Source organism: Streptomyces sp. A5-4, assembly GCF_051131715.1.
Taxonomy (GTDB): Bacteria; Actinomycetota; Actinomycetes; order Streptomycetales; family Streptomycetaceae; genus Streptomyces.
Genome location: NZ_CP178591.1, coordinates 7,000,319 through 7,024,213, shown reverse-complemented (window position 1 = coordinate 7,024,213; position 23,895 = coordinate 7,000,319). Strand labels below are relative to the sequence as shown.

At 68.4% G+C, this 23,895-nt stretch carries 19 protein-coding genes and 5 pseudogenes; 8 read left to right on the top strand and 16 right to left on the bottom strand.

Going from position 1 to position 23,895, the window contains the following annotated elements:
* Positions 1-5 precede the first annotated feature (5 nt).
* The gene (locus tag ACLLJJ_RS32875) at positions 6-2,048 is read right to left on the bottom strand and encodes a recombinase family protein (RefSeq protein ID WP_434597914.1); all 2,043 of its coding nucleotides are present in this window, start codon (positions 2,046-2,048) and stop codon (positions 6-8) included.
* 35 nt (positions 2,049-2,083) lie between these two features.
* Here ACLLJJ_RS32875 and ACLLJJ_RS32870 point away from each other — a divergent pair, with 35 nt between their 5' ends.
* The 4 genes and pseudogenes from ACLLJJ_RS32870 to ACLLJJ_RS32855 form a co-directional block, all read left to right on the top strand.
* Entirely contained in the window at positions 2,084-2,425 is a 342-nt protein-coding gene (locus ACLLJJ_RS32870) for a hypothetical protein (protein ID WP_434597912.1), read from the top strand.
* Between the two features lie 54 nt (positions 2,426-2,479).
* Positions 2,480-2,731: pseudogene (locus ACLLJJ_RS32865) on the top strand (transposase); the annotation flags it as partial.
* A gap of 129 nt (positions 2,732-2,860) precedes the next feature.
* Complete coding sequence (locus ACLLJJ_RS32860; RefSeq protein ID WP_434597910.1) at positions 2,861-4,075, top strand: ISAs1 family transposase; 1,215 nt, start codon at positions 2,861-2,863, stop codon at positions 4,073-4,075.
* A 148-nt stretch (positions 4,076-4,223) separates the two neighbouring features.
* Positions 4,224-4,496, top strand: a pseudogene (locus tag ACLLJJ_RS32855) (transposase); the annotation flags it as partial.
* 145 nt (positions 4,497-4,641) lie between these two features.
* Here the strand turns inward: ACLLJJ_RS32855 and ACLLJJ_RS32850 are convergent.
* The 9 genes and pseudogenes from ACLLJJ_RS32850 to ACLLJJ_RS32810 all read right to left on the bottom strand — a co-directional run bounded on the left by ACLLJJ_RS32850 (position 4,642) and on the right by ACLLJJ_RS32810 (position 13,059).
* Positions 4,642-5,775: a GNAT family N-acetyltransferase gene (locus ACLLJJ_RS32850; protein ID WP_434597908.1), complete on the bottom strand. Its 1,134-nt coding sequence runs from the start codon at positions 5,773-5,775 to the stop codon at positions 4,642-4,644.
* A gap of 32 nt (positions 5,776-5,807) precedes the next feature.
* Positions 5,808-7,085, bottom strand: coding sequence for an ATP-grasp domain-containing protein (locus ACLLJJ_RS32845; protein ID WP_434597906.1), 1,278 nt, complete (start codon positions 7,083-7,085; stop codon positions 5,808-5,810).
* The gene (locus ACLLJJ_RS32840) at positions 7,082-8,380 is read right to left on the bottom strand and encodes an MFS transporter (protein WP_434597904.1); all 1,299 of its coding nucleotides are present in this window, start codon (positions 8,378-8,380) and stop codon (positions 7,082-7,084) included. The genes ACLLJJ_RS32845 and ACLLJJ_RS32840 overlap by 4 nt, the downstream gene beginning before the upstream one ends.
* Positions 8,380-9,756 (bottom strand): diaminopimelate decarboxylase family protein, encoded by a 1,377-nt coding sequence (locus ACLLJJ_RS32835; RefSeq protein ID WP_434597902.1) that lies wholly within the window; start codon positions 9,754-9,756, stop codon positions 8,380-8,382. Before ACLLJJ_RS32835 ends, ACLLJJ_RS32840 begins: the two co-directional genes overlap by 1 nt.
* A complete protein-coding gene (locus ACLLJJ_RS32830) occupies positions 9,753-10,592 on the bottom strand; it encodes a class I SAM-dependent methyltransferase (RefSeq protein ID WP_434597900.1) in 840 nt (279 codons plus the stop codon). Before ACLLJJ_RS32830 ends, ACLLJJ_RS32835 begins: the two co-directional genes overlap by 4 nt.
* A gap of 5 nt (positions 10,593-10,597) precedes the next feature.
* Entirely contained in the window at positions 10,598-11,284 is a 687-nt protein-coding gene (locus tag ACLLJJ_RS32825) for a 2OG-Fe dioxygenase family protein (protein ID WP_434597898.1), read from the bottom strand.
* A 296-nt stretch (positions 11,285-11,580) separates the two neighbouring features.
* On the bottom strand, positions 11,581-11,970 hold the full coding sequence (locus tag ACLLJJ_RS32820) for a Tn3 family transposase (RefSeq protein ID WP_434600585.1): 390 nt from the start codon (positions 11,968-11,970) through the stop codon (positions 11,581-11,583).
* Between the two features lie 197 nt (positions 11,971-12,167).
* Positions 12,168-12,335: pseudogene (locus ACLLJJ_RS32815) on the bottom strand (IS5/IS1182 family transposase); the annotation flags it as partial.
* 145 nt (positions 12,336-12,480) lie between these two features.
* On the bottom strand, positions 12,481-13,059 hold the full coding sequence (locus ACLLJJ_RS32810; protein WP_434597896.1) for a GNAT family N-acetyltransferase: 579 nt from the start codon (positions 13,057-13,059) through the stop codon (positions 12,481-12,483).
* A gap of 185 nt (positions 13,060-13,244) precedes the next feature.
* On the opposite strand from ACLLJJ_RS32810, the pseudogene ACLLJJ_RS32805 reads away from it, so the two are divergent.
* Positions 13,245-14,076: pseudogene (locus tag ACLLJJ_RS32805) on the top strand (IS5 family transposase); the annotation flags it as partial.
* Between the two features lie 164 nt (positions 14,077-14,240).
* Here ACLLJJ_RS32805 and ACLLJJ_RS32800 read toward each other — a convergent pair.
* The 4 genes and pseudogenes from ACLLJJ_RS32800 to acnA form a co-directional block, all read right to left on the bottom strand.
* Complete coding sequence (locus ACLLJJ_RS32800; RefSeq protein WP_434597894.1) at positions 14,241-14,960, bottom strand: RNA-binding protein; 720 nt, start codon at positions 14,958-14,960, stop codon at positions 14,241-14,243.
* 41 nt (positions 14,961-15,001) lie between these two features.
* Entirely contained in the window at positions 15,002-15,145 is a 144-nt protein-coding gene (locus ACLLJJ_RS32795; protein WP_434597892.1) for a helix-turn-helix domain-containing protein, read from the bottom strand.
* 14 nt (positions 15,146-15,159) lie between these two features.
* A pseudogene (locus ACLLJJ_RS32790) lies at positions 15,160-15,504 on the bottom strand (DUF6188 family protein); the annotation flags it as partial.
* 482 nt (positions 15,505-15,986) lie between these two features.
* Complete coding sequence (gene acnA, locus ACLLJJ_RS32785; protein WP_434597890.1) at positions 15,987-18,698, bottom strand: aconitate hydratase AcnA; 2,712 nt, start codon at positions 18,696-18,698, stop codon at positions 15,987-15,989.
* Positions 18,699-18,999: 301 nt separating this feature from the next.
* Here acnA and ACLLJJ_RS32780 point away from each other — a divergent pair, with 301 nt between their 5' ends.
* The 3 genes from ACLLJJ_RS32780 (at position 19,000) to ACLLJJ_RS32770 (ending at position 21,860) form a co-directional block, all read left to right on the top strand.
* Positions 19,000-19,752 carry a TnsA-like heteromeric transposase endonuclease subunit gene (locus ACLLJJ_RS32780; RefSeq protein ID WP_434597888.1) on the top strand — a complete coding sequence of 251 codons (753 nt, stop codon included), beginning with the start codon at positions 19,000-19,002 and terminating at the stop codon, positions 19,750-19,752.
* A 582-nt stretch (positions 19,753-20,334) separates the two neighbouring features.
* Positions 20,335-20,727 (top strand): hypothetical protein, encoded by a 393-nt coding sequence (locus tag ACLLJJ_RS32775; protein ID WP_434597886.1) that lies wholly within the window; start codon positions 20,335-20,337, stop codon positions 20,725-20,727.
* A 107-nt stretch (positions 20,728-20,834) separates the two neighbouring features.
* Complete coding sequence (locus ACLLJJ_RS32770) at positions 20,835-21,860, top strand: hypothetical protein (protein ID WP_434597884.1); 1,026 nt, start codon at positions 20,835-20,837, stop codon at positions 21,858-21,860.
* Positions 21,861-22,171: 311 nt separating this feature from the next.
* On the opposite strand, the gene ACLLJJ_RS32765 is transcribed toward ACLLJJ_RS32770, so the two are convergent.
* Positions 22,172-22,429 carry a hypothetical protein gene (locus ACLLJJ_RS32765; protein WP_434597882.1) on the bottom strand — a complete coding sequence of 86 codons (258 nt, stop codon included), beginning with the start codon at positions 22,427-22,429 and terminating at the stop codon, positions 22,172-22,174.
* Positions 22,430-22,484: 55 nt separating this feature from the next.
* Positions 22,485-23,816, bottom strand: coding sequence for a PP2C family protein-serine/threonine phosphatase (locus ACLLJJ_RS32760; RefSeq protein ID WP_434600584.1), 1,332 nt, complete (start codon positions 23,814-23,816; stop codon positions 22,485-22,487).
* Positions 23,817-23,895: the final 79 nt, after the last annotated feature.

Below are 23,895 nucleotides of genomic sequence, written 5' to 3'. Positions count from 1 at the left end.
CGGCTTCATACTGCCTGCCCTGTCTCGTAGTTGGGGTTTGTGCGCGTGAGGTGCGAAGAGGTCTGGACGCGGGTGCGCCAGTACGCCTCGGTCTCGTCGTTCCACGGGATGCACCAGCGGCGGTGACGTCCCTGGCGGGCGGTCATCTCGCCGCTGCGGAGCCAGGGATAGATCGCGGACTCGTGGATGTGCAGGATGCGGGCGACCTGCGGCACCGTGATCTCTCCAGGTTCGGTGGGGTCGTTGCGTTTGGAGCCGATCGCGTGCTGCTGGCGGATGTGCCGGATCGAGGCGACGGTGAAGGGACGGGACTTGCCGGTGGTGAAGCCGAGTGTGTTGAGGTGTTCGGCGATGGCAGCGTCGCTGCAGGTGTCCAGCAGTTCGCGGACGATCAGCACGGCGGCCGTCGGGTTGCGGTTGGTGCGCCGGTCACAGGCGATCTCGTCGGTCGCGCCGGTGTGCCAGCGGACGCCGATGTGTGCGCGAGCGTCGTCGACATGTCGCACGGTGACATCCGCGATCAGGGTCCTCAGCAGGCGCTTTCGGTCTCTGGCCGTGGTGGTCGGCGCGTCCCACAAGGCCGGTAGGTCGTGGGCGAGTTGTTGCAGGCTGCCAGGTTCGGGCACGGCCGGCTCGGCTGCGATCAGGTCCGCCAGTGCGGTCTCGGCCTGGGCGAGGACGGTGAGTTTCGCCTCCCATCGGGTTTCCAGTGACCGGGCGACCATCCGGTTCTCCGGCTCGACCTGAGCGAAGGAGCGCTCGGCACGGTCGGCTTCGTAACGGGCGCGTTCGACAGCGAGTTCGGCGGCCCGGTGGGAGCGCTGGTGACGGTGGTGGACCTGGTCGGCGGCGGCCAGGGCGAGCTGGACGTGCTCGGGGGTCAGCGCGTCCAGCAGCAGCCCTGCGACCTGCGGGTCGACGGCCGCGGCGGCGATGGTGTGACAGCCGGGGGCGAGGACTGCGTCGCTGCGGGCCCGGGTGCACACGTAGTCCGCGGTGTTGTCCGCGCGCCGGTAACTGGTGTTCATCGGGAAGCCGCACGAGCCGCAGAAGATGATGCCCTGGCACAGCGGCGGGCCCTCGCGCGGCGGCCGGGCTCCGGTGTTGGTGCAGTTCGCGGCCAGCTTCGCCTCGATCTGCAGATAGCGCGGCCAGGAGATATACCCCTCGTGATGCTCGGTGATCAGGACTGGCCACTGGTCACGGGGGCGGCCGGTGACCGACGTGGTCACCGTGCCGTCGGGCCGGACGCGACGCACGCTCCTGTCACGACCATAGGCGTAGGCACCGGCATAAGCGGGGTTCTTCAGTACGGCGACGGCCCGGCCATGGGTGAGCCGTCCCCAGCCCAGGCGCCCCTCCCAGACACCGGTATCCCGGCGCGGGAAGCGCCGCCCGGCAAACGCCCGCACCACACCGAGAGCGGAACCATGCTGGTCGAAGAGGGAGAACACGTCGGCGACCGCTGTTCGTACTTCCTCGTCCGGGTCGATGACGATGTGTCCGTCACTGTCGTGGAGCAGGCCGACGGGCAGCGGCAGACGCAGGTCACCGCGCTCGGCGGCGGCCTTGCGGGCTCCCTGCAAGCGTCCCGCCAGGATGTGCAGTTCGGCCTCGCTCATCGTGGACTTCAGGCCGAGCACCAGACGATCGTTGAAATCTCCCAGGTCATAGACACCATCGCTGTCGATCAGGAGGGTGTCGGTGAGCCGGGCGAACTCCAGGAGCCGGCCGAACTCGGCCGAGGACCGGGCCAGCCGGGACACCTCCAGGCCAAGCACAGCCCCGACCTCGCCGAGGCAGACCCGGGCCACCAGCTGCTGGAAGCCGACCCGGGTGCCGGAAAACCGGCCCGAGGTCCCCAAGTCCGCATCCACGACGGTGATATCGCAGGCGGCCCATCCCAGCTCCCGAGCCCGGTCGGCCAGCGCGTACTGACGGGCCGTCGACTCGGTGTTCTCCCTGACCTGCAGCAGCGTCGACTGCCGCACATAGATCAACGCCAGCCTCGACCGGTGCGAGGCAGTGATCTTCTGACTCCCGCTCATCCCTGCTCGCCTCCCCGCGCAGAGCAGACTCGATCATGTTCGCGACCAGCAGCGCAGCAACCCGGTTCCAGTCCTCGGCATGCGTCACCGCCCGTCACCTCCACTCGGGCGACTGCAAGCGGGCCGCCCCTCATGACGTTCCTCCGCCGCTCGGCTCGCCGCAACGGCTCATCAGGGCATTCACCAGGGCAGACAGCGCGCAGAGCCCCTCGATCGCGAGCCGGTTCTCACTCGCGACTGGAGCGCGATCCGTCCACGCCTGCGGCAACGTCACCGTCATGCCGTCACCGGCCGTGCAGATGAAGACCAGCTGCCCCGAACGGCGCACCGTCCGGCACACGCGCACCCGGCGCCCCGACCACGGATGGAACGGGTGAGTGACGGTCAACGAATCCACAGAATCAACACGATCAGGGGCACTATGCGCTGCCCTCTGGGAGAACGCCTGGGCGGAGTTCGTCCCCTTCCTCCAGTTCGATGTGGAGATCCGGAAAATCGTGTGCACCACCAACGCGATCGAGAGCGTCAACGCCCGCATCCGCAAGGCGGTAAGAGCTCGCGGCCATTTCCCCAACGATCAAGCCGCCCTGAAATGCGTGTACTTGGCGGTGATGAGCCTGGACCCCACCGGCCAGGGTCATTGCGTGAAGGCGGTCGGTCCGGTTCGCCGGTCTCGTGCGTGACGTGACGTCATGTCCCAGCTTGGGGCGAGAAGAGCCCAGAACGCGGAGCAGGCACGGCGCTGGTGATCATGTGGTTGTCGAGACCCATGAGAACCGAGCGAGACCGTGCCTGCCCGAACATCATCGCCCATGCCCGCAGGGCTGGAACAACTGGCCCTTGCGAATGCCCGGACCACCGAGGGGGACGCTGCTGACCTGCGTCGCTTCCTGGATCTGGTGCCCGATCCTCGCGGACGGAAGGGGCGACGGTATCCAGCGCACGCGCTGCTCTGTGCGGCCGCGGCGGCGGTCCTGACCGGTGCCCGCTCGCTCATCGCGATCAGTGAATGGATCACAGATGCGCCGCAGCACGTCCTGGGGCTCCTCGGCTTTCCGGCCGACCCTCTCACCGGCCTCCGGACGGTGCCGCACGCCGCCACCGTCCGCCGCCTGCTCCAGCACGTCGACGGCGACGCGCTGGACACGGCCATCGGCGCATACCTGCGGGCCAGAACCCCGCCACCGGCGCCACCCGAACCACCACCGAAACGGCCGGCCCTGCGGGCCATCGCCGTCGACGGCAAGACCGTGCGAGGCTCGCGCACCCAGACCACGACCGCGATCCAGCTGCTGGCCGCGATGGACCACCACGGCGTAGTCCTGGCCCAGCGGCAGATCGCCTCCAAGAGCAACGAAATACCCGCCTTCCAGCCTCTGTTGGACACGATTGATTTGGAGAGCACCGTGCTGACCGGTGACGCCCTGCACACCCAGCACGGCCACGGCGCCTACCTCATCGAGCGCGGAGCCCACTACCTGGCCATCGTCAAGAAGAACCACCCCGGCCTGTATGCGCAGGTCAGGAAGCTGCCCTGGGCCGAGGTCCCGCTGGACCACCACACCCGCGAGCGGGCTCACCACCGCGATGAGATCCGCCGACTCAAGGTCGCCGCGTTCCGCCACATCGACTACCCCGGCGCCCGCCAGGCGATCCAAGTCGTGCGATGGCGCCGCGACCTCGCCACCGGGAAGCTGACGATCGAGCGCGTCTACCTGATCACCAGCCTGGATGTCTTCGACGCCACCCCGGCCGAGCTCGCCGCCTGGATCAGGGGCCACTGGGGCATCGAGAATCTCCTGCACCACGTACGTGACCGGACCTTCCGCGAGGACGACTCCAAGGTCCGCACCGGGACCCTGCCCCGCACCATGGCCAGCCTGCGCAACCTCGCCATCAGCCTCTTCCGCCAGAACGGCGAGACCAACATCGCCGCCGCCCTCCGACGCACCAGCCGCGACTACCACCGACCGCTGTCGGCCCTCGGCCTCAGTGATCAACCCGGACAGATCCCGATCATGCAATGACCCTGCCCCACCGGCGCAGGACGCAAGCGGTGGACCATGCGGTGGAAGGCCGCACTCCAGGCCTTCGACATCGCCTTCGACGGCCGGCTCACCGCCGGACGCCGCTAAAGAAATCCGAACGAGTTCCACCGTTCGCTACACAGACCCCAACCTGCCCCTGCACGACACCGCGCAGAACCAGATCTGGCTGGAGATCGTCCAGCTCGCCCTCGACCTGCTGGCCTGGATGCCCATGCTCGCTCTGACCGGCAAAACCCGCAGGTGGGAACCCCGCCGTCTCCGGCTCCGTCTGTTCTCCGCCGCCGCCCAGATCATCACGACCTCCCGCCGCCGGCACTTGAGATTCGCACGCCACTGGCCCTGGACCGACGTGATCACCGATGCCCTGGTACGACTCGAAGCCCTCCCGAACCCCGGCTGACCAGCACGTTCCCATCCCTGCGAGCAGCACCACCCCGACCGGAACCGTGGAACCCGGCGCCCACCCGACGCGACAGCCGGGCCATCAGCCTGGCCACCACCAGCCCGAACAACCGAAACGGCCCGCCGAAGAAACCGACGGGCCGTCACGAAAGATCGAGGCTAGCGGATTTGTCACAGCGCTTTGCGAGTTGCGACAGCTGTTCCATGTGTTCTGCGCGGCGAGCTTTGACATAGGCGATCTGCCGCCGCGGAGTACAACCACGAGAGAGTTTCACCCGGTCCGACCCGGTGGAATAGTGAATCTGTGAAAGGCCCTCGGCGAGCGCTGTCCGGAGCAACTCGTAGTAGACCAGGCCGAAGTAGATCGGCAGCTTGCCTTGCGCCTCGTAGTCGAATCCGGCCTGGCGGGCGTACATCTCGCCCTGGTGAGTGAACGTGAGAACGAAGCCTGTCAGGTGTCCGTCGAGGTATGCGGTAGTGACGCGCGCCGCAGCGCCCGCGTGGTCGGCGATGCTGTGCAGGACCGCTCTGAAAGCATCCGCATTGGCAGGGGTGCTGTGCTTGGCGTACAGAGCCAGCTCCAGCGGAGCCAGCTGCTCAATGATGTCCGCGCTGAGCGGCTGCGTGAGATAGGTGACCCCCGCCTCGTCCAGGGCACGCAGTTCCCGCTTGATCTTCACTCGACGTCGCTGCTCGAATCCCGCCAGGTAGGTGTCGAAGGAGCCGTCGTCCGGGACTAGCATGGAGTACGCGGTCTGGCCGGGCAGCGCGAGGTACTGGTGGTCCGTGAGGACCCCGCGCAGCAGATCGTCGTCCTCGTCGACGTACAGAAATGACACGGCCTGCAAGTCAGCCGCCCACGCCTCTCGTTCGGCGGCCCTCACGAGGGCCGAGAGCGTCTCGCGCTGCCGGCCCCGATCCAAGCCGCCGTGCATTCCTGCCTTGGTATGTGAGGGATTGCGGCCCCCACAGGCCAGAGCGGGCAGTAGCTCGGCCGTCCAGGGGGCGTCTTCCCCCGTCGCGCTCCGGTGGATGGTGTCAATGACCCGGTCTGGACTACAGAAGACGTACGGCGTGCCGTGCTCCAGCGGGTAGCCGGGCAGGACACCAACCGGCTCGTGGTCATCGAATGCGGTGAAGTAGTACGGCGGCGTGGCGGCAGTGCCCTCGGCGTGCCGCAGCCAGGGGGTTGCGGCGTAAAAGCCGCGGGGTCCGAGCAGTGCGTCCCACCGCCCCGCGTCGACCTCCTTCAGGCTTCGGTGGACGACCACATCCACCGTTTCGGGGTGGTCCGTCCCGGGCGCGGCGCTCATCGCTCGCCCCCGGTCACAGGGGCAATCACCGGGGTGAGCTGGCCCAGAGCCGCCTCCGCCCTGCGCACCGCGTCGCCGGTGGTGTCGCCGACCGCAACGACGTAGCCCAGCAGATCGAGATTACTCTCGGCCGGGCGGACCCGGTCCCCCGGCTCGACTTCCAGGTCCACATCCACCACGCCGGGGACGCGCCGCGCCAGTTCCGCGCCGCCGATCCCGGTCAGGGTGCCGGATGCGCCGGCGGCCAGGTAGCGGGAGGCAGCGGCCTGATCGCGGGTTGCCGTGAGATCGGCGGACTGCCCCGTGTGGAGCCTGACCACCTCACGCTGAAGGTAAATGCCTGTCGCCTCGCGGATGAGCTGAGTGATCTCCGCGCCGGGCATACGGCCGTTGACCTCAACGATGTAGGGGCCCTTGGCGGTCACCTTCACCTCGACGTGCGCGGCGCCGAAGTCGTGTCCGACCGCTTCCAGCGCCCGGCAGGCCAGGTTGGTGCACTGCTCGCGCACCGGTGCCGACAGCATCGACGGAAAGGTATCGCCCATTTCCACGAAGTACGGGTGGGCACCGAGCGCCTTGTCGGTCACGCCCAGGACTCGCCGTTCGCCGTTCACCAGAACGGATTCGACACTCACTTCAAAGCCCAGGAGGTATTCCTCCACGAGCGCGCCGGGACGCCGGGGCTGGCCGCGAAAGTCGGTTAGCGCCGAGCTGATGTCGCGGTAGGCCGCGAGGACCTCGTCCTGCGTACGGCACAGGGTGACGCCGATGCTGGCCGACTCGGTCATCGGCTTCACCACGCACGGGTAACCGAACCGGTCCGCGGCGTCGAGGGCTTCCTGCTCGCTCGTGGCCTGGTGGAAGCCCGGTGCCGCGACACCGGCCGCCTCGCAGGCGTGCCGCATCAGCAGCTTGTCCCGGCATGCGCGGGCGGCCTGCGGGGACAGGCCCGGCAAGCCGAAGCGGGCCGCCACCTCGGCCACGATGGGGATGTTGTAGTCGGTGACCGTCATCACGCCCCGCAGGCGGCCCTCGGCATGGAACGGCTGCAAGGCCTCGACGACCGTCTCCACGGAGTTGGTGTCTGCCTGGATGATCTGGTCGATGTGCTTGGCGAATACCTCCTCGGCGATACCAACCACGCGGTAGCGGTCCGGGTCGTTGCTCACCAGCAATGTGTGAAAGCCGAGTTCGTGAGCCGCGCGCAACGGAGTCAGCCCGAAGTTCGACAACTGGCTTTCAACGACGGCGAGTACGCCGGGTTCGGTGCTCATGCGTGTGGTTCTCCATTGTTCGGGGCCAGCAGTTCGGTGCGCTCCACCTCGGGGGTGGCAACAGCTCGGATGATTGATTTTCGGCCTGCCAGGCTCACTAGGAGGGCGGCGAGCGTGAAGACGGCCGGTAGGCAAAGAGCCGCAGCCGAACCCAAGTGGTCGGCGACCAGGCCCGTGACGGCCGAGCCCGCCGCTCCGCCGATCGCGATGACGCTGCCGACGCCCGCGAAAGCCTGGGTCGCTTTGTCCTGGGCAGCCATTTCTCCGATGAGCTGGAACTCCTCCGCCCCGGCCGGGGCGATCGGCAGGCCGCTGAGCACCAGCAGGGCGCCCAGGAGCACGAGTGCCCAGGAGGCCGACAACCCGGCGTCGTGCGCCAATCGCGTCGTCGGCAGGATGGCCAGCGCGAGGGTCAGCACGACCAGCAGCCTCACGTACCGGTGGTACGTCGTGCCCCCGAAAGTACGGGCACCGTAAAGCAGCCCGCCGACCACGCTTCCGGCGGACTGGAGGGCGACCAGGGTTCCGGCGAGTTCCGGTGCCGACCCCTGGTCCTGCAACGACGCGGTGACCGCCACCACGAGTCCGCTGGACAGCGCCGCCGTCAGAGCGGTGGCCGCCAGCACGGCCGAGGCCGCGGTCCGCCGGGAACCGGACCCGTCCCGGGTCTTCTCCGTCCGGGCGGCGCCGGGCCGAGGCCGGGGGCGGTGCTTCCGTACGGCCGTCGCCCGTCCGTATCCCAGGCCTCCGGCTCCCAGGAGTATCGCCGTGGCCAGCAGCGCACCGCGGGACCCCAGCAGAGTGCCGAGCACCGTGACGGCGGACGGCCCGAGGATGAACAGCAGCTCGCTGAGCGTCGCCTCGAAGGAGTAGGCCCTCTGCCGCAGCCCGGCGTCTTCCGTGAGGCCGCCCCACAGCGCCCGCATCGACGCGCCGACCGGTGCGGTGCTCAGCCCCGCCGCACACGCGGCGGCAAGCACCGCACCCGTTGACGCCGCCTTGGCCCAGAGCGCGATCGCGACCAGGACGAGACCCGCGGCCGGCCCGGTGAGGAGAAGCACCCGGCTGGGGCCGATGCGGTCTATCAGCCGTCCGATGACGGGCCCTCCCACGGCACTGCCCACGGCGTACGCCGCACCCGCGCTGCCGCCGACCGCGAGGGAGCGGCCCGACTGGACGAGTGTCAGCAGCAACGCCAGCGGAACCATGGTTCCGGCCAGGCGCGCGAGCGCGGCGGGTACTGCCGCCGCGCTCGCGCCCGGGAGTCTCAGGAGCTCCAGGTAGCCCTTGACCATTACAGTGTTCCAGGGGTCGCACCCGGCGGAACGGGGTCTGCCAGGCTGAACACGTCCGCGCCGGTCTCGGCCCGCCAGACCAACTCCTCCTGATCGCCGTCGACAGCGACGACCCCGGCCCTGGTCCGGATGAAGTTGTTGCTGCGTCCGAGGGAGTAGGCCCCTGTGTCGTGGAGGCACAGCAGGTCGCCGGGCCGGAGGTCGTCCGGCAGTTCCATAGCCGCGGCATGGACGTCGTTCTCGTAGCACAGCGGGCCGGCCACGGACCAGGTGCTACGCCGGGCCGAGAAGTCTCGGCCGACGGGTGTCAGGCGGTGGATCTCGCCGCTGCCGACCCACGGGGCGACGTTGTTGCCGCCGTCCAGGATCAGCCAGCGGGCTTCCGGCAGTTCCTTGCGCGACATCACCTGCGTCACCATGGCCATGGCGTCCGACACCAGCCAGCGGCCCGGCTCGCAGGCGAGGGCCACGCCTTCCAGGCCGATGCGTTGCATTCGCTTGTCCAGCTCCGGCAGCAGCCGTGCGACCTCCAGGACCGGTTCGTCGTCCTGGGCGGGGGCGGTACCCCCTTGCGCAGTCCACAGTGCGGTCAGCGGGCCGGTACGGGGTCGTCGGATCCCCGGTACGCCGAAGCCGCCACCGATGTTGACCTCGCGCAGCCCGAACCGACGGTGCAGGACCGCGGCTTCGTCCAGCACACGATCCAACGCCTGGAGCATCAGGTCCTGGTGAACGATCTGGCTGCTCAGATGGGCGTGGACGGCGGTGAGCGACAGGTGGCGGGACTCGGCGATCTGCTCGACGAGACGAGCGAGCTGCGGTGACCCCGCGGGCCAGCCGAAGCGGTTGTGGGCCGCCGCCCGCTCGGCCTGGGTCCGGTACGAGGGGTCGGAGGAGGTCGACACCGGCACACCGGGAGAGATCCGGATGCCCACCTCGATGGTCTGCCCCGCTCGGGCGGCGATGCTCCCCAGTGCCGCTATTTCCTGCTCGCCGTCGATGTTGACCCGCACACCGTGCCGCACCGCGGTGGCCAGCTCGGCGTCGGTCTTCACCGGGCCGTTGAACACCGTGGCCGCCGGGTCGAACCCGGCGGCCAGCGCGGCCTCCAGCTCGTATCCCGAGACGACGTCCGCGCCCATGCCGTGACCGGCCAGGCGCCGGAGCAGATACGGCAGGTAGTTGGTCTTCACCGAGTAGTACGCATGGGCCGGCCGGCCCAACCCGCCGAGCACGTCGAGCAGATGTTCCGTCGCCCGGTCCAGCCGAGCGGAGTCCAGTACGTGCACGGGCGTGCCGCGCCGCTGCGCGATGCCGACCAGTCGCTCATAGTCCCAGCCCGGTTCCGACCGGCTGTCCGGCTGGTCCTGGCTCATCGGCGTATCCCCTTCTCGTGCGAATCTCGCGCCGGTGCGGCGTACCGCGAGACACCTGTGAGCAGACGGAAGCCCGCATCGATGTGCTGGCGTGTGAGCAGGTCGGCGTAACGGCGATGCCAGTCACCGGAAGCGAGATCCTCGCTCAGCCGCGCGACGCCGCGGGCGACAGCGTGCTCGTCCGTCAGCGCGAAGGCCGAGCACGCTTGACGCGTCGCAGGATCGAGATATGCCTCCGGTCGCTGCCAGAACGCGGTCATGAACCCGTCCGTGAAGTCGTGCCACACGGACAACTCCGTGACCTCGCACGGCCCGAGAAGTGTGGTGAGGCGGTCTAGGGACGGCACGCGGGAACATTCGGCTGCGGCGATCTGCGGGACGTAATCGCGGGTGAACCAGAAGTCGGCCTGTACGTCCATGTCGTAGGTGACGATGGCGAATCGGGAGGCGACCCGGAGGAGTTCGGAGATCCCGGCCTCCAGGTCCGACCAGTGATGAACAGTCAGCACCGCCATGACCGCGTCGAAGCTCTGGTCGTCGAAGGGCAGGCTCTCCGCGCCGCCGACGACGCAGGGAGCGGCGTCCGGGGGGCGCTGCGCCCGCATCTCCCATGACGGTTCGACCGCGACGACCGGCACGCCGGTCGGCTCGTACGCGCCGGTTCCCGCCCCTACGTTGAGGACCGTGCGGGGGTTTCCCAACGACTCCTGGATCTGATGCGCCCACCGTGGGTCGGGGCGGCGTACGGAGGAGTAGCCGACGCCGATGCGATCGTAGACGGGCGCGATGTCACCGGCTGTCGCATCGGCCGGGAGGACGTGCACTGGATTCAGCATGTCGATCACGCCTCGTTGCTCGCGCGGACTTCGGCTTCGTACTCCTCGCCGTAGCGCCGGTTGTCCCAGGAGTTGACCGCCACCAGCCACACGTCCCGGTGGCCCCCCTCTTCAGTGAGGTGCTCGATGTCGGTGACGTTGTGGAACATCAGGCGGTCGTCGAAGGCGATCGCCTGGCCGTCCTCCAAGGTGGTCCGGAAGAACGGTTCCCCCCCGCCGAGCGGCATGAGCTCGGTCTCGCCGCCGGATATGTTCTGGCGGCGGGTGACGGCGACGATGCCGTACTCGTGGCCGTCCCGGTGCGGCCCCTCGGGGGCGGCGACACCCTCTACATCGAGGGTGGACACGACCCGGCACTGATGGATGTTGAGCTGCCAGTCGGTGTCCTTGTCGAGGCCCAGGGCTTCCGCGCCAGCCGCGATGAGCGGCGTGGGGTCCCCCGTCAAAGGTTCCAGGGTGCGCATCTGGCCACCGACGAGGTCGTTAAACTGGCGCGGTTGGGCAAAGTGGCGGTGCGGCAGCAGTTCCAGCTTCCACCCGCCGTCGTGGACAAGTCGGAACTGGGAGAAGCGGCGGTACCTCTGGGTGGAACCGGTGTAGGGGTCGAGCGGCAGTTTCTCGAACTCGGCCAGTGTGCGGTCGTCCAGCGGAGGCGTATCGATGATGGCAAAGCCCTGCGCGTTAAGGCCCATCCGAACTCCCAATGTCAAGTGCCCCGATGCCCGAGAGGGAGCGGGGCCATGAATGGATCTTGGAGAGGTTATGCAGGTGAACCATGCGCTAACAAGATCTTGGTTACTTCATGAACTTGGGTGGCGTTCGACACAGTGTCGTATGGACATCACACGTGATCGCGTGTATGCGCCGACGGCCGGGCGCGCCAGGCCAAGCGGCACTACCTTGCGCAAGTTGCGGCAGCGGATATTGGCCCGACCGGTACCACCGTGCCCGAAGGCATCCTGGCCCGCCGCTGATGAACGCTCATCCTTCAACGAGATCCCCGACGCACGCGACGAGGCCGGCCTCCTGGAGCGGCTCGCTGGAGGGCCGTACGCTCCACTATGTGCGCTCCGGGCGGCGCTCCCGCAGTGGCCGGTAGCCGGCCGGGTTGAGCTTGGCGAGTTCGGTGTCGACCTCGACGTTGATCGTGCCGTGGTTTTGAGTTCTCGCTGTGCGCCGGGGAGATGTGTGCGAGCAGTTCGTCGTCGACCGCCCGGCCCTCGGCGCGCATCTGGGCGATGGCCAAGCCGTAATACTCTGTCGTCCAGGCCACCACGGAGTTGGTCAGCACGGTCAGGCACCACGCCTGCTCGGTCTGCCGGGCCAGGCAGCGTTCGCTGATCTTGCCCTGATGTGCGTAGTGCAGGTCCCGGCGCAGTTCCCGAAGCTACGGCGAAGACAAGTAGCTCAGCGGGTCCGCGGCAAGGAGGGCATCCTGCTCAGGTTGGCGGAGGCGGTGGTGGCCGATTCGGGCCAACCTCGCCCAGAAGCTTCTGGCTCTGCTCATCATTCAGGTCGTTCAGCGGCGGCTCATCAGCACTCTCAGCATGGCCGCGACGCTACCGGCCCACCCCGGAAGCCGCGATTCTCGGTGTAGTCGGCCAGGATGGGCCCCAGATCCAGCACGTCATCTACCAGGTCCGCGACGAACCGGGCCAGGTGCCCCTCAGGCAGCCAGTCGTCCAGCGACGACGGCGGCAGCAGGACCTGGTGCGGGTCGAACGCCCTAAACCGCTTGTCCATCGTCGCCGGACGGCCCTGCGGCCACTTCTTCTCGACCGGCTCGACCGCGAACACCCCATCCCCACCATGCATACCGCCATCATTCCGCACAAATGATCACGAACAAGCGGCGGGTGTTCGCAGAGCTTTTTGCGGGTGGCGGCCGTCAGCCTTCTTGGCGGAAGTCCAGCATGTAGAACACCTTGTCGTAGCGACGTTGCCCGACGGCGACGAAGTCGCGGAGACGGCCGTACTCGGCAAAGCCCAGCGAGCGGTAGAGCCGCAGGGCATTGGCATTGTCACCACGGGCGTCCAAGGTGAGAACTTCGACGCCGACTGCCTGGGCATCCCCGATCAAGGCGGCAGTCAGCGCCCGGCCGACGCCACGACCGTGGACGGCACGGTCTACCGCGATCTTCTCCAGATCGGCGTGCGGCTTATGGGTCGGCCGGGCGTACCGCAACCAGTACCCCAGCCCTACAAGGCGGCGGTCCAGGTAAGCGACACGCAAGGCCGCATCCCCCGCCCGCACCGCGCAGACAACGTGATCAAGAAGTCCCGCGACCTCCTCCAACGAGGGCGGTTCGGCCCATCCCAACGCGGCGCCCCGACCGACCAGGTCCGCCAGAATCCGGTGCGCCGACTCCGCAAACCCGGCTTCCAACTCCGGATCGCGAGCCAGCTCCGAAGCGTCAAGGATGGCGAGCTCGGCGGCGGTCACACCATTGATCGATTCCGAATTCATGAATGGCAGCCTAGCCAGGCCGAGCCCCCCGGCTCTGGAGCCGACGTCGCCCCAGGCGACGTTGTTACTGACCCACGCCCCTGAGTGGGCGTTCTGCGAGTGTCAGCGGTTCTCGTAGCTGTTGAGGGCGGGTTGTCCGATTCTGGGGCTTCACGGACGTCCGGGGATGCGGTGCGCTGGTGGGTATGGGTGAGCGGGAGCCGTACCTGAGTGATCTGTCGGATGAGGCCTGGGAGTTGATCCGGCCGGTGATCGCTGCCTGGAAGGGGCAGCACCAGTCGGTCAGCGGCCACCAGGGCGGCTACGACCTGCGGGAGATCGTGAACGCGCTGCTGTACCAGGCCCGGACCGGCTGCCAGTGGCGCTATCTGCCCCATGACCTGCCGCCGAAGAGCGCGGTGTACTACTACTTCGGTCTGTGGCGCGACGACGGACCGCCGAGACCGTCCACGACCTGCTGCGCTGGCAGGCCCGGGAGATACGCAAGCGCGCGAGGACCCCACCGCGATCGTGATGGACTCGCAGACCGTGCGGGTCTCCACGAACGCGCCGAAGGAGACGACCGGGCTGGATCCGGGCAAGAGGAGCCCGGGGCGGAAAAGATGCATCGCCACCGACGTGATGGGCCTGGTCACCGCCGTGCTCGTGGTGGCGGCGAGCGTGCACGACAACGCCATCGGGACCGCCCTGCTGGACAAAGTCGCAGCCAGCGCGCCGACGGTGACCAAGGCGTGGGACGCCGGGTTCAAGGAGGCGGTCGTGGAGCACCGCGCCCGCCTCGGCATCGACGGGGAGATCGTCCAGCGCGAGCCGGGGGCGAAGGGGGTCACTCCGCAGCCGAAGCGGTGGGTGGTCGAGCAGACGCTCGGCACCCTCATGCTGCACAGACGCCTCGTGCGTGACTACGAGACCAGGCCGGCCAGTTCGGTGGCGTGGATCCACTGGTCGATGAGTGACGTCATGCTCCGCCGCCTCACCCGCACCACCACCGTGACCTGGCGCGACCCGCCCGCCCTGCACCGAGAACCCCCACCCGGCAGGAGCACCGGTGAACCATCTCCTGGACAAGATCGAGGCCCGGCAGCAGCTGGTACGCGAGACGACCGGACAACTGCGTGAGCAGATCGCGCTCCTCACCGAGCAGCTCGCCGCCGCCGAACGCACCCTGGAACGCCTGAACATCACCCGCGAGACGATGCTGGAACTAGCCTCAGCTGGGAGCGCGGGGTCAGCCGGGAGCGCACGGTCTCGATGTTGTCGCGGGTGAGGCGGTGCCAGCGGGAGGCGTTCGCGGCGTAGGTCTCCTCCAGGAACGTGGCGAGGCGGCCGCTGATCGTCCAGTGCAGGCGGTCCAAGAAGTCGGCGTCGGCCGGGCGCTGTACGTGCTGTGGGTCATCGGGGGCGAAGTCGTACGGCGATGCGTGCACGCGTTCCGGGAAGAGTCCGAGCGAGCGGGTGCGGGCCAGCGCCGCTTCGCAAGGGCAGCTGCTGCCGATGTAGAGGTACTGGTCCCAGCCGACGTGCACGGCGAATGCTCCCTCCGCCTCCAGACGGCACCAGGCGCCGTTGTCGCGGAGCATGGCCCGGACGAGTTCCAGGCCGGCGGCCATCGATACCAGGGCACCGTCGTGGAACCCGGTGAGGCCGGCTGCAAAGAGGTCGGCCAGGCCGTAGCCGTCGACCGGTGGCTCCGCGCCGAAGTCGGCGAAGCCGCCGATCTGCGGCTCGCGAATAGCCAACTGGTCGACATCGGCTTCTTCGGCGAAGGCGGCGATGGCCTGCAAGTATGCGGTTTCGACCGCTCCGTGGTCACTGGTCGCAGGCTCGACGCCGGCGTAGTGGCCGTGCTGATCGCGGTCGGCAGGGTCGTACTTGGTGACCTGGTAGACGTATGGCAGCACGTCACTGCCCGCCGGAGGTTGAAGGCGCTGCTGCTGGGGGCCTAGTGGCTTTCAAGGACGCGGTACACCGTGGCGCGGCTGACGGAGAAGAGCTCGGCGAGGTCGGCGATGGTGTGCTCGTCGGGCTGATGCTGCTGGACCGGGTGACGGCGAGGTCGCCACCGGGCAACGAGATGAAACTCCATCCTCGTGGTTCTGTGACCTGCCAGGCTTCGAACGATGCGTCGGCCGAACACGTCAGATGCGTGCCACTGTCGAACACCATCCGCAGGACGCCGGACTTGAACGCAACCGCGGACAGAACCTTCGCCCCGAATAGTGGAAGAGCCGCAGCCACGTCCTGGGACTCCGGTGTCAGCGGCAGACCAGGACTGGTGTGGAGTGACCCAGTCGAGAGCCGAGCTGGTGTTTCCAGCACGACTTCCCAACCTGCATCCAGGACGAGGGGCAGCCGAAAGTCGATGCTGATCCTGACGACACTCAGGCCTCGGAGGTTCAGGACCCACCGGTCCTCGTGCTCGACCGGCTCCACTTCAGTACTCATCACGACACCATGGTCCACTTCGTCGCAGGCACCAAGAGATTTCGCTCCTCCTCGGCATCACCCTCTGAGGTGTCGATGCTCACTGCCGCTGGACGTTCCGCAGAAGCCAGCTTCGCTGAGAACGCGAGGAGAGGCGTTCGCAGCCATCCTGGCAAACCGGCAGCTCAGGGCAAGACCAACGGACAACTGCAGTGCGACGGGACACGAGAGGCCGCCCCATCAGCGAGAAACGATCTTCGGCTGACTGGGAAGCGATCTTCAACCGTTTCTGTCCCGCCTGGTCAGAGACACTTGTGAACATCCCACAGAAGAACCCCGCACCTGGTACCAGGTGCGGGGTTCTTCGTCGTCGTAGGATGCGCAGCTCCGCTCCGGGAACAGATCGCGTGCGATCATGGTCCCAGGCGGCGTCTTCCGCCCCGTCGAGCGCGAGTGCCCCGCTCCCCGCGAGATGCAGGGGCAGGGCGCTCGTTCACGTCAGGTCAAGAACCGGCAAGTTGGCGCAGCACGTAGTGCAGGATGCCGCCGTTGCGGTAGTAGTCCGCCTCGCCGGGGGTGTCGATGCGCAGCTTCGCGTCGAACTCGACGTCGCCCGCCACCACATGGAGCGTGTCCGGGATGCCACCGTCGTTGAGGCCGGTGACGCCGGTGATCGAGAAGGTCTCCTCGCCGGTCAGGCCCAGGGAGGCCGCCGAGGCGCCTTCCGGGTACTGGAGCGGCAGGACGCCCATGCCGATCAGGTTCGAGCGGTGGATGCGCTCGTAGGACTCGGCGACGACGGCCTTGACGCCGAGCAGCGCGGTGCCCTTGGCCGCCCAGTCACGGGACGAGCCCGAGCCGTACTCCTTGCCCGCCAGGATGACCAGCGGGGTGCCGGCGGCCTGGTAGTTCTGCGAGGCGTCATAGATGAACGACACGGGGCCGCCATCGACGGTGAAGTCGCGGGTGAAGCCGCCCTCGGTGCCCGGCGCGATCTGGTTGCGCAGGCGGATGTTGGCGAAGGTGCCGCGGATCATGACCTCGTGGTTGCCGCGGCGCGAGCCGTAGCTGTTGAACTCGCGGCGCTCGACGCCGTGCTCCGTGAGGTACTTGCCGGCCGGGGTGTCGGCCTTGATCGCACCGGCCGGGGAGATGTGGTCGGTGGTGACCGAGTCGCCCAGCTTGGCGAGGACCCGCGCACCGGCGATGTCCTCGACCGGGGTCGTCTCCATCGTCATGCCGTCGAAGTACGGGGGCTTGCGGACGTACGTCGACTCGGCGTCCCACTCGAAGGTGTTGCCCGTCGGGATGGACAGCGCCTGCCACTGGGCGTCGCCCGCGAAGACGTCCTTGTAGGAGTCGTTGAACATCTCCTGGCCGATGGAGGCGGCGACGACCTCGTTGACCTCGGCCTCGGAGGGCCAGATGTCCTTGAGGTAGACCGGCTTGCCCTCGGTGTCGATGCCCAGCGCCTCGGTGGTGATGTCCACCTTCATGGAGCCGGCGATGGCGTACGCGACGACCAGCGGCGGGGAGGCCAGGTAGTTCATCTTGACGTCGGGGTTGATCCGGCCCTCGAAGTTGCGGTTGCCGGAGAGCACCGAGGTGACGGCCAGGTCGTTGTCGTTGACGGCCTTGGAGACCTCGTCGGGCAGCGGGCCCGAGTTGCCGATGCAGGTGGTGCAGCCGTAGCCGACGAGGTTGAAGCCCACCTTGTCGAGGTACGGGGTGAGCCCGGCCTTGTCGAAGTAGTCCGTGACGACCTTGGAGCCGGGGGCGAGCGTGGTCTTGACCCACGGCTTGCGGGTCAGGCCCTTCTCGACCGCCTTCTTGGCCACCAGTGCGGCGGCGACCATGACGTACGGGTTCGAGGTGTTGGTGCAGGAGGTGATCGCGGCGACGGTGACGGCGCCGTGGTCGATCTCGTACGTCGAACCGTCGGGGGCCGTGACCAGGGTCGGCTTCGTGGGGACGCCGTTGGTCGTCGCGGGCGAGTCGGAGGCCGGGAAGGACTCCTTGCCCGCCTCCTCGTCGTCGTTGACGTAGTTGCGTACGTCGCGGGCGAACTGCTCCTTGGCGTTGGCCAGGACGATGCGGTCCTGCGGACGCTTCGGGCCCGCGATGGACGGGACGACCGTGGAGAGGTCGAGCTCCAGCTTCTCGGAGAAGTCGGGCTCGGCGGCCGGGTCCAGCCAGAGGCCCTGCTCCTTGGCGTACGCCTCGACGAGCGCGACCTGCTGGGCGTCGCGGCCGGTCAGGCGCAGGTAGTTCAGCGTCTCGTCGTCGATCGGGAAGATCGCGGCGGTGGAGCCGAACTCCGGCGACATGTTGCCGATGGTGGCGCGGTTCGCGAGGGAGGTCGCGCCGACGCCCTCTCCGTAGAACTCGACGAACTTGCCGACGACGCCGTGCTTGCGCAGCATCTCGGTGATCGTGAGGACGAGGTCGGTGGCGGTGGTGCCGGCGGGCAGCTCACCGGTCAGCTTGAAGCCGACGACGCGCGGGATGAGCATGGAGACGGGCTGGCCGAGCATCGCGGCCTCGGCCTCGATGCCGCCGACGCCCCAGCCCAGCACGCCCAGGCCGTTGACCATGGTGGTGTGCGAGTCGGTGCCGACGAGGGTGTCGGGGTACGCCTGGCCATTGCGGACCATGACCGTACGGGCCAGGTGCTCGATGTTGACCTGGTGGACGATGCCGGTGCCCGGGGGGACGACCTTGAACTCGTCGAAGGCGGTCTGGCCCCAGCGCAGGAACTGGTAGCGCTCCTTGTTGCGGCCGTACTCCAGCTCGACGTTCTGCTGGAAGGCGTCGGCCGTGCCGAACTTGTCGGCGATGACGGAGTGATCGATGACCAGCTCGGCCGGGGCCAGCGGGTTGATCTTCGCCGGGTCGCCGCCGAGCTCCTTCACGGCCTCACGCATGGTCGCGAGGTCCACCACGCAGGGGACGCCCGTGAAGTCCTGCATGATCACGCGGGCCGGCGTGAACTGGATCTCCTCGCTGGGCTGAGCCTGCGAGTCCCAGTTCCCGATCGCCCGGATGTGGTCGGCGGTGATGTTCGCGCCGTCCTCGGTACGGAGCAGGTTCTCCAGCAGAACCTTCAGGCTGTAAGGGAGGCGCGCGGAGCCCTCGACCTTGTCCAGCTTGAAGATCTCGTACGACTCGTCGCCCACGCGCAGCGTGCTGCGGGCGTCGAAGCTGTTCGCCGACACGACAGTCTCCTTCTTCAATGTGCGCCTTCTACGCGCCTTCTACCGCATCCTGCCGCCGTGACCCCTGGCCCATCCGCTAAGGTAAGACTTACTAAGGTCACCCTTACCGACCGGCGGCTGCGGTACGCCTTCGGCAGATATCTCGATGTCGAGATAACTCTAGTACATGACCGCGACTCGGTCATGCTCGGACCCCGATGACCGCTGCCATCCTTTCGAGGCGTTTGACAGCGAACCCAGTCGTTCTCGCTTCTTTGCCAGTGAACCTAGCCGTGTGAGGTAAACACGCTGGGGGTGCTGGGTGGCCGTACCGGTCGGGGTGGATCTTGCCGGGACGTACGTCGAGCCGTCGTACGTGGACGCTGTACGCATGCGGCGACGGCGTCCGCTGCTGGACTGTGTCACGGCCCGCCTTGAGGACACACCGCCCGTGCGCCCGTTTCGGTGGTCGCGTGGTGAGCGTCACTTCGCCGGCTGGTACTGGGCGGCCACGACTGGGCAGCACGTCGGCTTCGAGTCCTGGCTGGAGCGGGACCGGCTCGTGCTCATGGACTGGGACCCCGAGGTGGTGGGGATCGCCTCGCAGCCGTTCTGGCTGCACTGGCACGACGGCAAGCGGGAGCGTCGGCACGCCCCGGACTACTTCGTACGCCGCGCGGACGGCTCGGCGGTGGTTATCGACGTCGGAGCGGATGAGCGCATCGAGCCGAAGGACGCGGAGACGTTCGAGGTGACGCGGATCGGCTGTGCTCAGGCGGGGTGGGGATTCGCGCGGGTCGGGACACCGGGGGCGGTGCTAGTTGGGAATGTTCGGTGGCTGTCGCGCTACAGACACCCGCGTTGCCTGCACGGCACGGCCGCGAACCGACTCCTGGAGGTCTTCGCGACGCCGGGCCCGCTGCTGGCCAAAGCTGATGCGGTCGGGGACCGGCTTGCGACGTTGCCCGCGCTCTTCCATCTGCTCTGGTCCCAGGAACTGGCTGCTGAAGATCTGTCGGTTGAGTTGCTGGGACCGCACACGGTCGTTCGCCTGGCTGATGGAGGCACTCAGTGACCAGGAGGCGATGGTTCCGCCGACGGCGCGGATCGGGGAGTTCCCTGAGCCGGCCGCTGAACAGGCTCGTTGATGGGAAGGGCACATCCTGGAGGTCCTGCAGGGTCTGCCGCCGGATGCCCCGGGTGGGGCCGTCCCCCGTCCGGAGTTCGACCCGAGGCAGACCTCGCTGGCTCAACGCGAGCTGGCCAAGGCGGCGGAGCTGACCGCGGCCGGGCACCCGGTGACGGCCAGCGGCATCAAGCAGCGGCGGCAGCGTTACCAGCGCGAAGGGCTGACCGGGCTGGCGGACGGCCGGACTGCCAAGCAGATGTCGGCCTTCGGTACGGTTGACCCCGCGGTGGTGGAGGCGATGCGGCAAGCGATCGCCGAGGCCGCCGACGCGTCGTCGAGGACCATCGGATTCATCGTTTGGCGGACGAAGCAGATCCTGGCTGACCGCGAGGGTTCCGTCGCTGTTGAGATGCCCTCGCGGGCCACGCTCTACCGGCTGTTCGACAAGCTGGCCATCGGCACCCACGCGACCGGGCCGGCCCGCACCCGACGCTCGATCGCCTTGCGGCCCCGGGCCCATTCGGGGAAGTGCCGGCCAGTGCGCCGGGCGAGCTCATGCAGATCGACTCCACCCCGTTGGATGTGCTGGTCCGGCTGGATGACGGGATCGCCGAGAAGGCCGAGCTGACCGCGATGGTCGACATCGCGACCAGGTCGATCACCGCGGCAGTGCTGCGGCCGACCACCAAGGCCGCCGACGCCTCCGCACTGCTGGCCCGCAGCGTCACCCCGGAGACGATGCGTCCGGGCTGGCCGGAGGCCCTACGGATGTCTCGCTCGGTGCTGCCGGACCGGCGACTCCTGCCTCTGGACGAGCGCCTGGAGCACGCGGCCGCACGGCCGGTGATCGTGCCAGAGACGATCGTCTGCGACCACGGCAAGGTCTTCATCTCCAACAACTTCCGCGCCTCCTGCCGCTAACTGGGCATCAACCTGCAACCTGCCCACAAGGCAACGCCTACAGACAAACCGGGTGGAGGCAACTACCACTGTTCGACCAGGTTCCGCGTGACTACGGCCGACTCGACATGGCCGCCGCTGCCCTGGCCAGCCCCTGGCTGGCCTGGGCGAAGCACCTCGCCCACCAACTCGCCGAAGCCCGGAGCTGGGGACGCGGCATCCGCTTCGCTGTCAACCGCGGCCCGGCCATCGTGCTCACTGGATACACCGAGGGCGACGCCATCCGCCACAGCGAGATATTCACCCCGCTCCGTGCCCTCGACCTGCGGGTTGGCCACGTCGTCACGGTCCTTGAGGAGATGGGGATCTTCCTGGACGACGAGGAACCTTTCTTCGAGCGATGGCTCGCCGAGCGTCTGGAAGGCATTGCCCCCGGCATCGCTGCGGAAGCCGAGCGCTGGACCCGGGTTCTGCGCGACGGCGGCCCTCGAAGTCTGCCCCGGCAGCAAGCCACGGTCCGGCTCTATCTCAACCGGGCCCGCCCAGCACTGCTGAAGTGGTCGAACCACTACGACCACCTGCGGGAGGTGACCCGCGAAGACGTCCTGGCCCGTGCCAAGACGCTGCACGGCCACCACCGCATGGACGAGCTGGTCGCCCTGCGCTCACTGTTCGCCTGGGCCAAGCGGTCCGGCCTGGTCTTCCTCAACCCGGCCAGCCGTATCAAGGTCGGCCAGATCCAGTACAGCGTGCTCCAACCACTCGCACCCGCCCAGATCGACAGCTCCGTCGCCGCGGCCACCACGCCGACCGCCCGGCTTGTCCTCGCTCTCGCAGCGGTGCTCGCAGCCCGGGTCGCCCAGATCGCCACCGTCATCCTCGACGATGTCGACATCGGGAACCGCCGCCTGACCATCGCCGGGCGAGTCCGGCCGCTCGACGATCTCACCCTGAAACTACTGCTGGACTGGCTGGAATACCGGCGCAAGCGCTGGCCGAACACGGCCAACCTCCACCTGCTGATCAACAACCAGGCCGCCACGGGCACCGGTCGCGCCAGTAACCGCTGGATCCGCGGTGCGCGGCCAGGAGGCGACCTTGGAAAGGCTCCGCGTCGACCGACAACTCGAAGAGGCCATGGTCCAGGGCCCTGACCCCCTCCACCTTGCTGAGGTGTTCGGGCTTCACGAGAAGACCGCCATGCGCTACGCGGACCCCGTGCGGGCCCTGCTGGAGCAGACTGCCGAGACCGACCCCGCGAGTTGACCCCGAACCCACGGGTCCATCCCCCAGGATCAGGGCACCGCACCCTCGGATTCGCGCTGAAGAACCTTCAGTTTCCGCGAACTCGCGGGGGTCCTCGGCCTCGGGGACCAACGGAACAGCCGTTGGCCGTTCTCAGAACCCTCACAGATGGTCCGTTTGTGAGAACCGAGTGCGGCAGTCCGGGGCATCGGATGGAGAGTCAGGAGATCAGGAGGCGGACTTGTTCGTGGGAGCAGTTCAGGGCGCCTGCGATGCGGCGCAGTGGCCAGCCTTCTTGGCGGGCGGCGGTGATGGCTTCGCGCTGGGCGCAGTCGTACAAGCCGCCGAATGCCTGGTTGAGGATGGCCAAGGCGTGCAGCCGGTCGGTGACCGGGGCCCGCTTGAGCTGCTCGCACAGGTCGGTGAGTTGCTGAGCGCTGTGGTGGACGGCTGTGGTCCATTCGCTGGCGTCGGACACGGGGAGCTTCCCTTCGGCGGCAAGGGCTACCTGTCCGGCCCCCTGCACTGCGTCTTTACCGGACGGTCAGGTCGGCGGTGGGCGGGACGCGCAGGGCGAGCAGGGCGGCGTCGTCGCTGGCCCAGCCGCGGCTGTGGGCGTCCAGGAGTTCACCGAGGCGGGCGACGGTCTGGGCGGCGGTCAGGTTGTGGCAGTCGGCGAACGCCCGGGCGAGGGCCTGCTCACCGAACTGGGGGCTCGCCGCCGCCTCGGTTCGGCGGGCGCGGGCTTCGATGGCGCCGTCGGTGTAGAGCAGCAGCGTGTCGCCGGGGGCGAGACGGAAGCGGACATCGCTCAGGCGGACCTGGGTCAGGACGCCGAGGAGGGAGCCGAGGCGGCCGACTTGCTGGACGCGTCCGTCGGCGCGGCGGATGAGGGCCGGGGGGTGGCCGGCGGTGCACAGACGGCCGGCGATGCCGCCGGGGGTGGTACGGAAGGTGGCGTGGACGGCCGTCAGGAACCGTTCGGGGCCGCGCTGGTCGAGCAGGGCGGCGTTCAGGTGCTCGAAGACGGCGGCAGGAGACAGGTGCTGGGTGGCCAGGGCGCGCAGGGTGTAGCGGGCCAGGGCGGTGACCTTGGCCGCTTCCACGCCCTTGCCGCACACATCACCCATCACGGCGCACCACCACGGCCCCTTGACCTGGAAGAGATCGTAAAAGTCGCCGACCACGGTGTTGTCGGCGGCGGGCAGGTAGGAGGCGGCTGCCTCCAGACCGGGCACCTCGGTCAGGGCGGGCGGCAGGAGGCTGTCCTGGAGGTTGCGGGCGAGTTCGGTGGAGGTTGCCAGCGCCTGGCGGGTCGCGGCCAGGGACTGGCGCAGGTGCAGTTCGTTGCCCACCGCGCGGGCGATCGTCGCCAGCGTGGTCAGTTCGCCCGGCTGCCAGTCGTGGGAGATGTCGTCGATCACGCACATGCTGCCCAGCACTTCCCCGCCGGGGCTCAGTACCGGGTAGCCGGCCCAGGCGCCGATCTTCATCGGCGCTACCGAGGGGTGGTCCCTGGTCCGCGGGTCGGCCGCGGCGTCGGCGACGACGAAGGGCTCGCCCTCCAGGCCGACCAGGAAGTAGCAGAAGCTCTCGCGTACCGGGTTCTGCCGGCCCTCCACGTTCTCCAGGTCCACTCCGACGCACGACTTCCAGAACGAGCGGTGCTCGTCGACCAGCGTGACGAAGGCCCGCGCGCAGCCGGTGGCGGTGGCGGCGATCTGGGCCAGGTCGTCGAACACCGCCTCGGGGCCGGTGTCCATCAGCCCGGTCGCAGCCACCGCCGCCAGGCGCCGCGGGTCGTTAAGGGCGGCCGGCAGACCGTCCGCGCGCAGCCCTGCGGGAAAAGCGATGCCGTGGGCCACTGTCACTCGCCGATCCTCAAGCGTTGCCGTCCGCCCCGCCCGGACAGGCGGTGCCGTGCGTCAAAAGAATTGACGCACG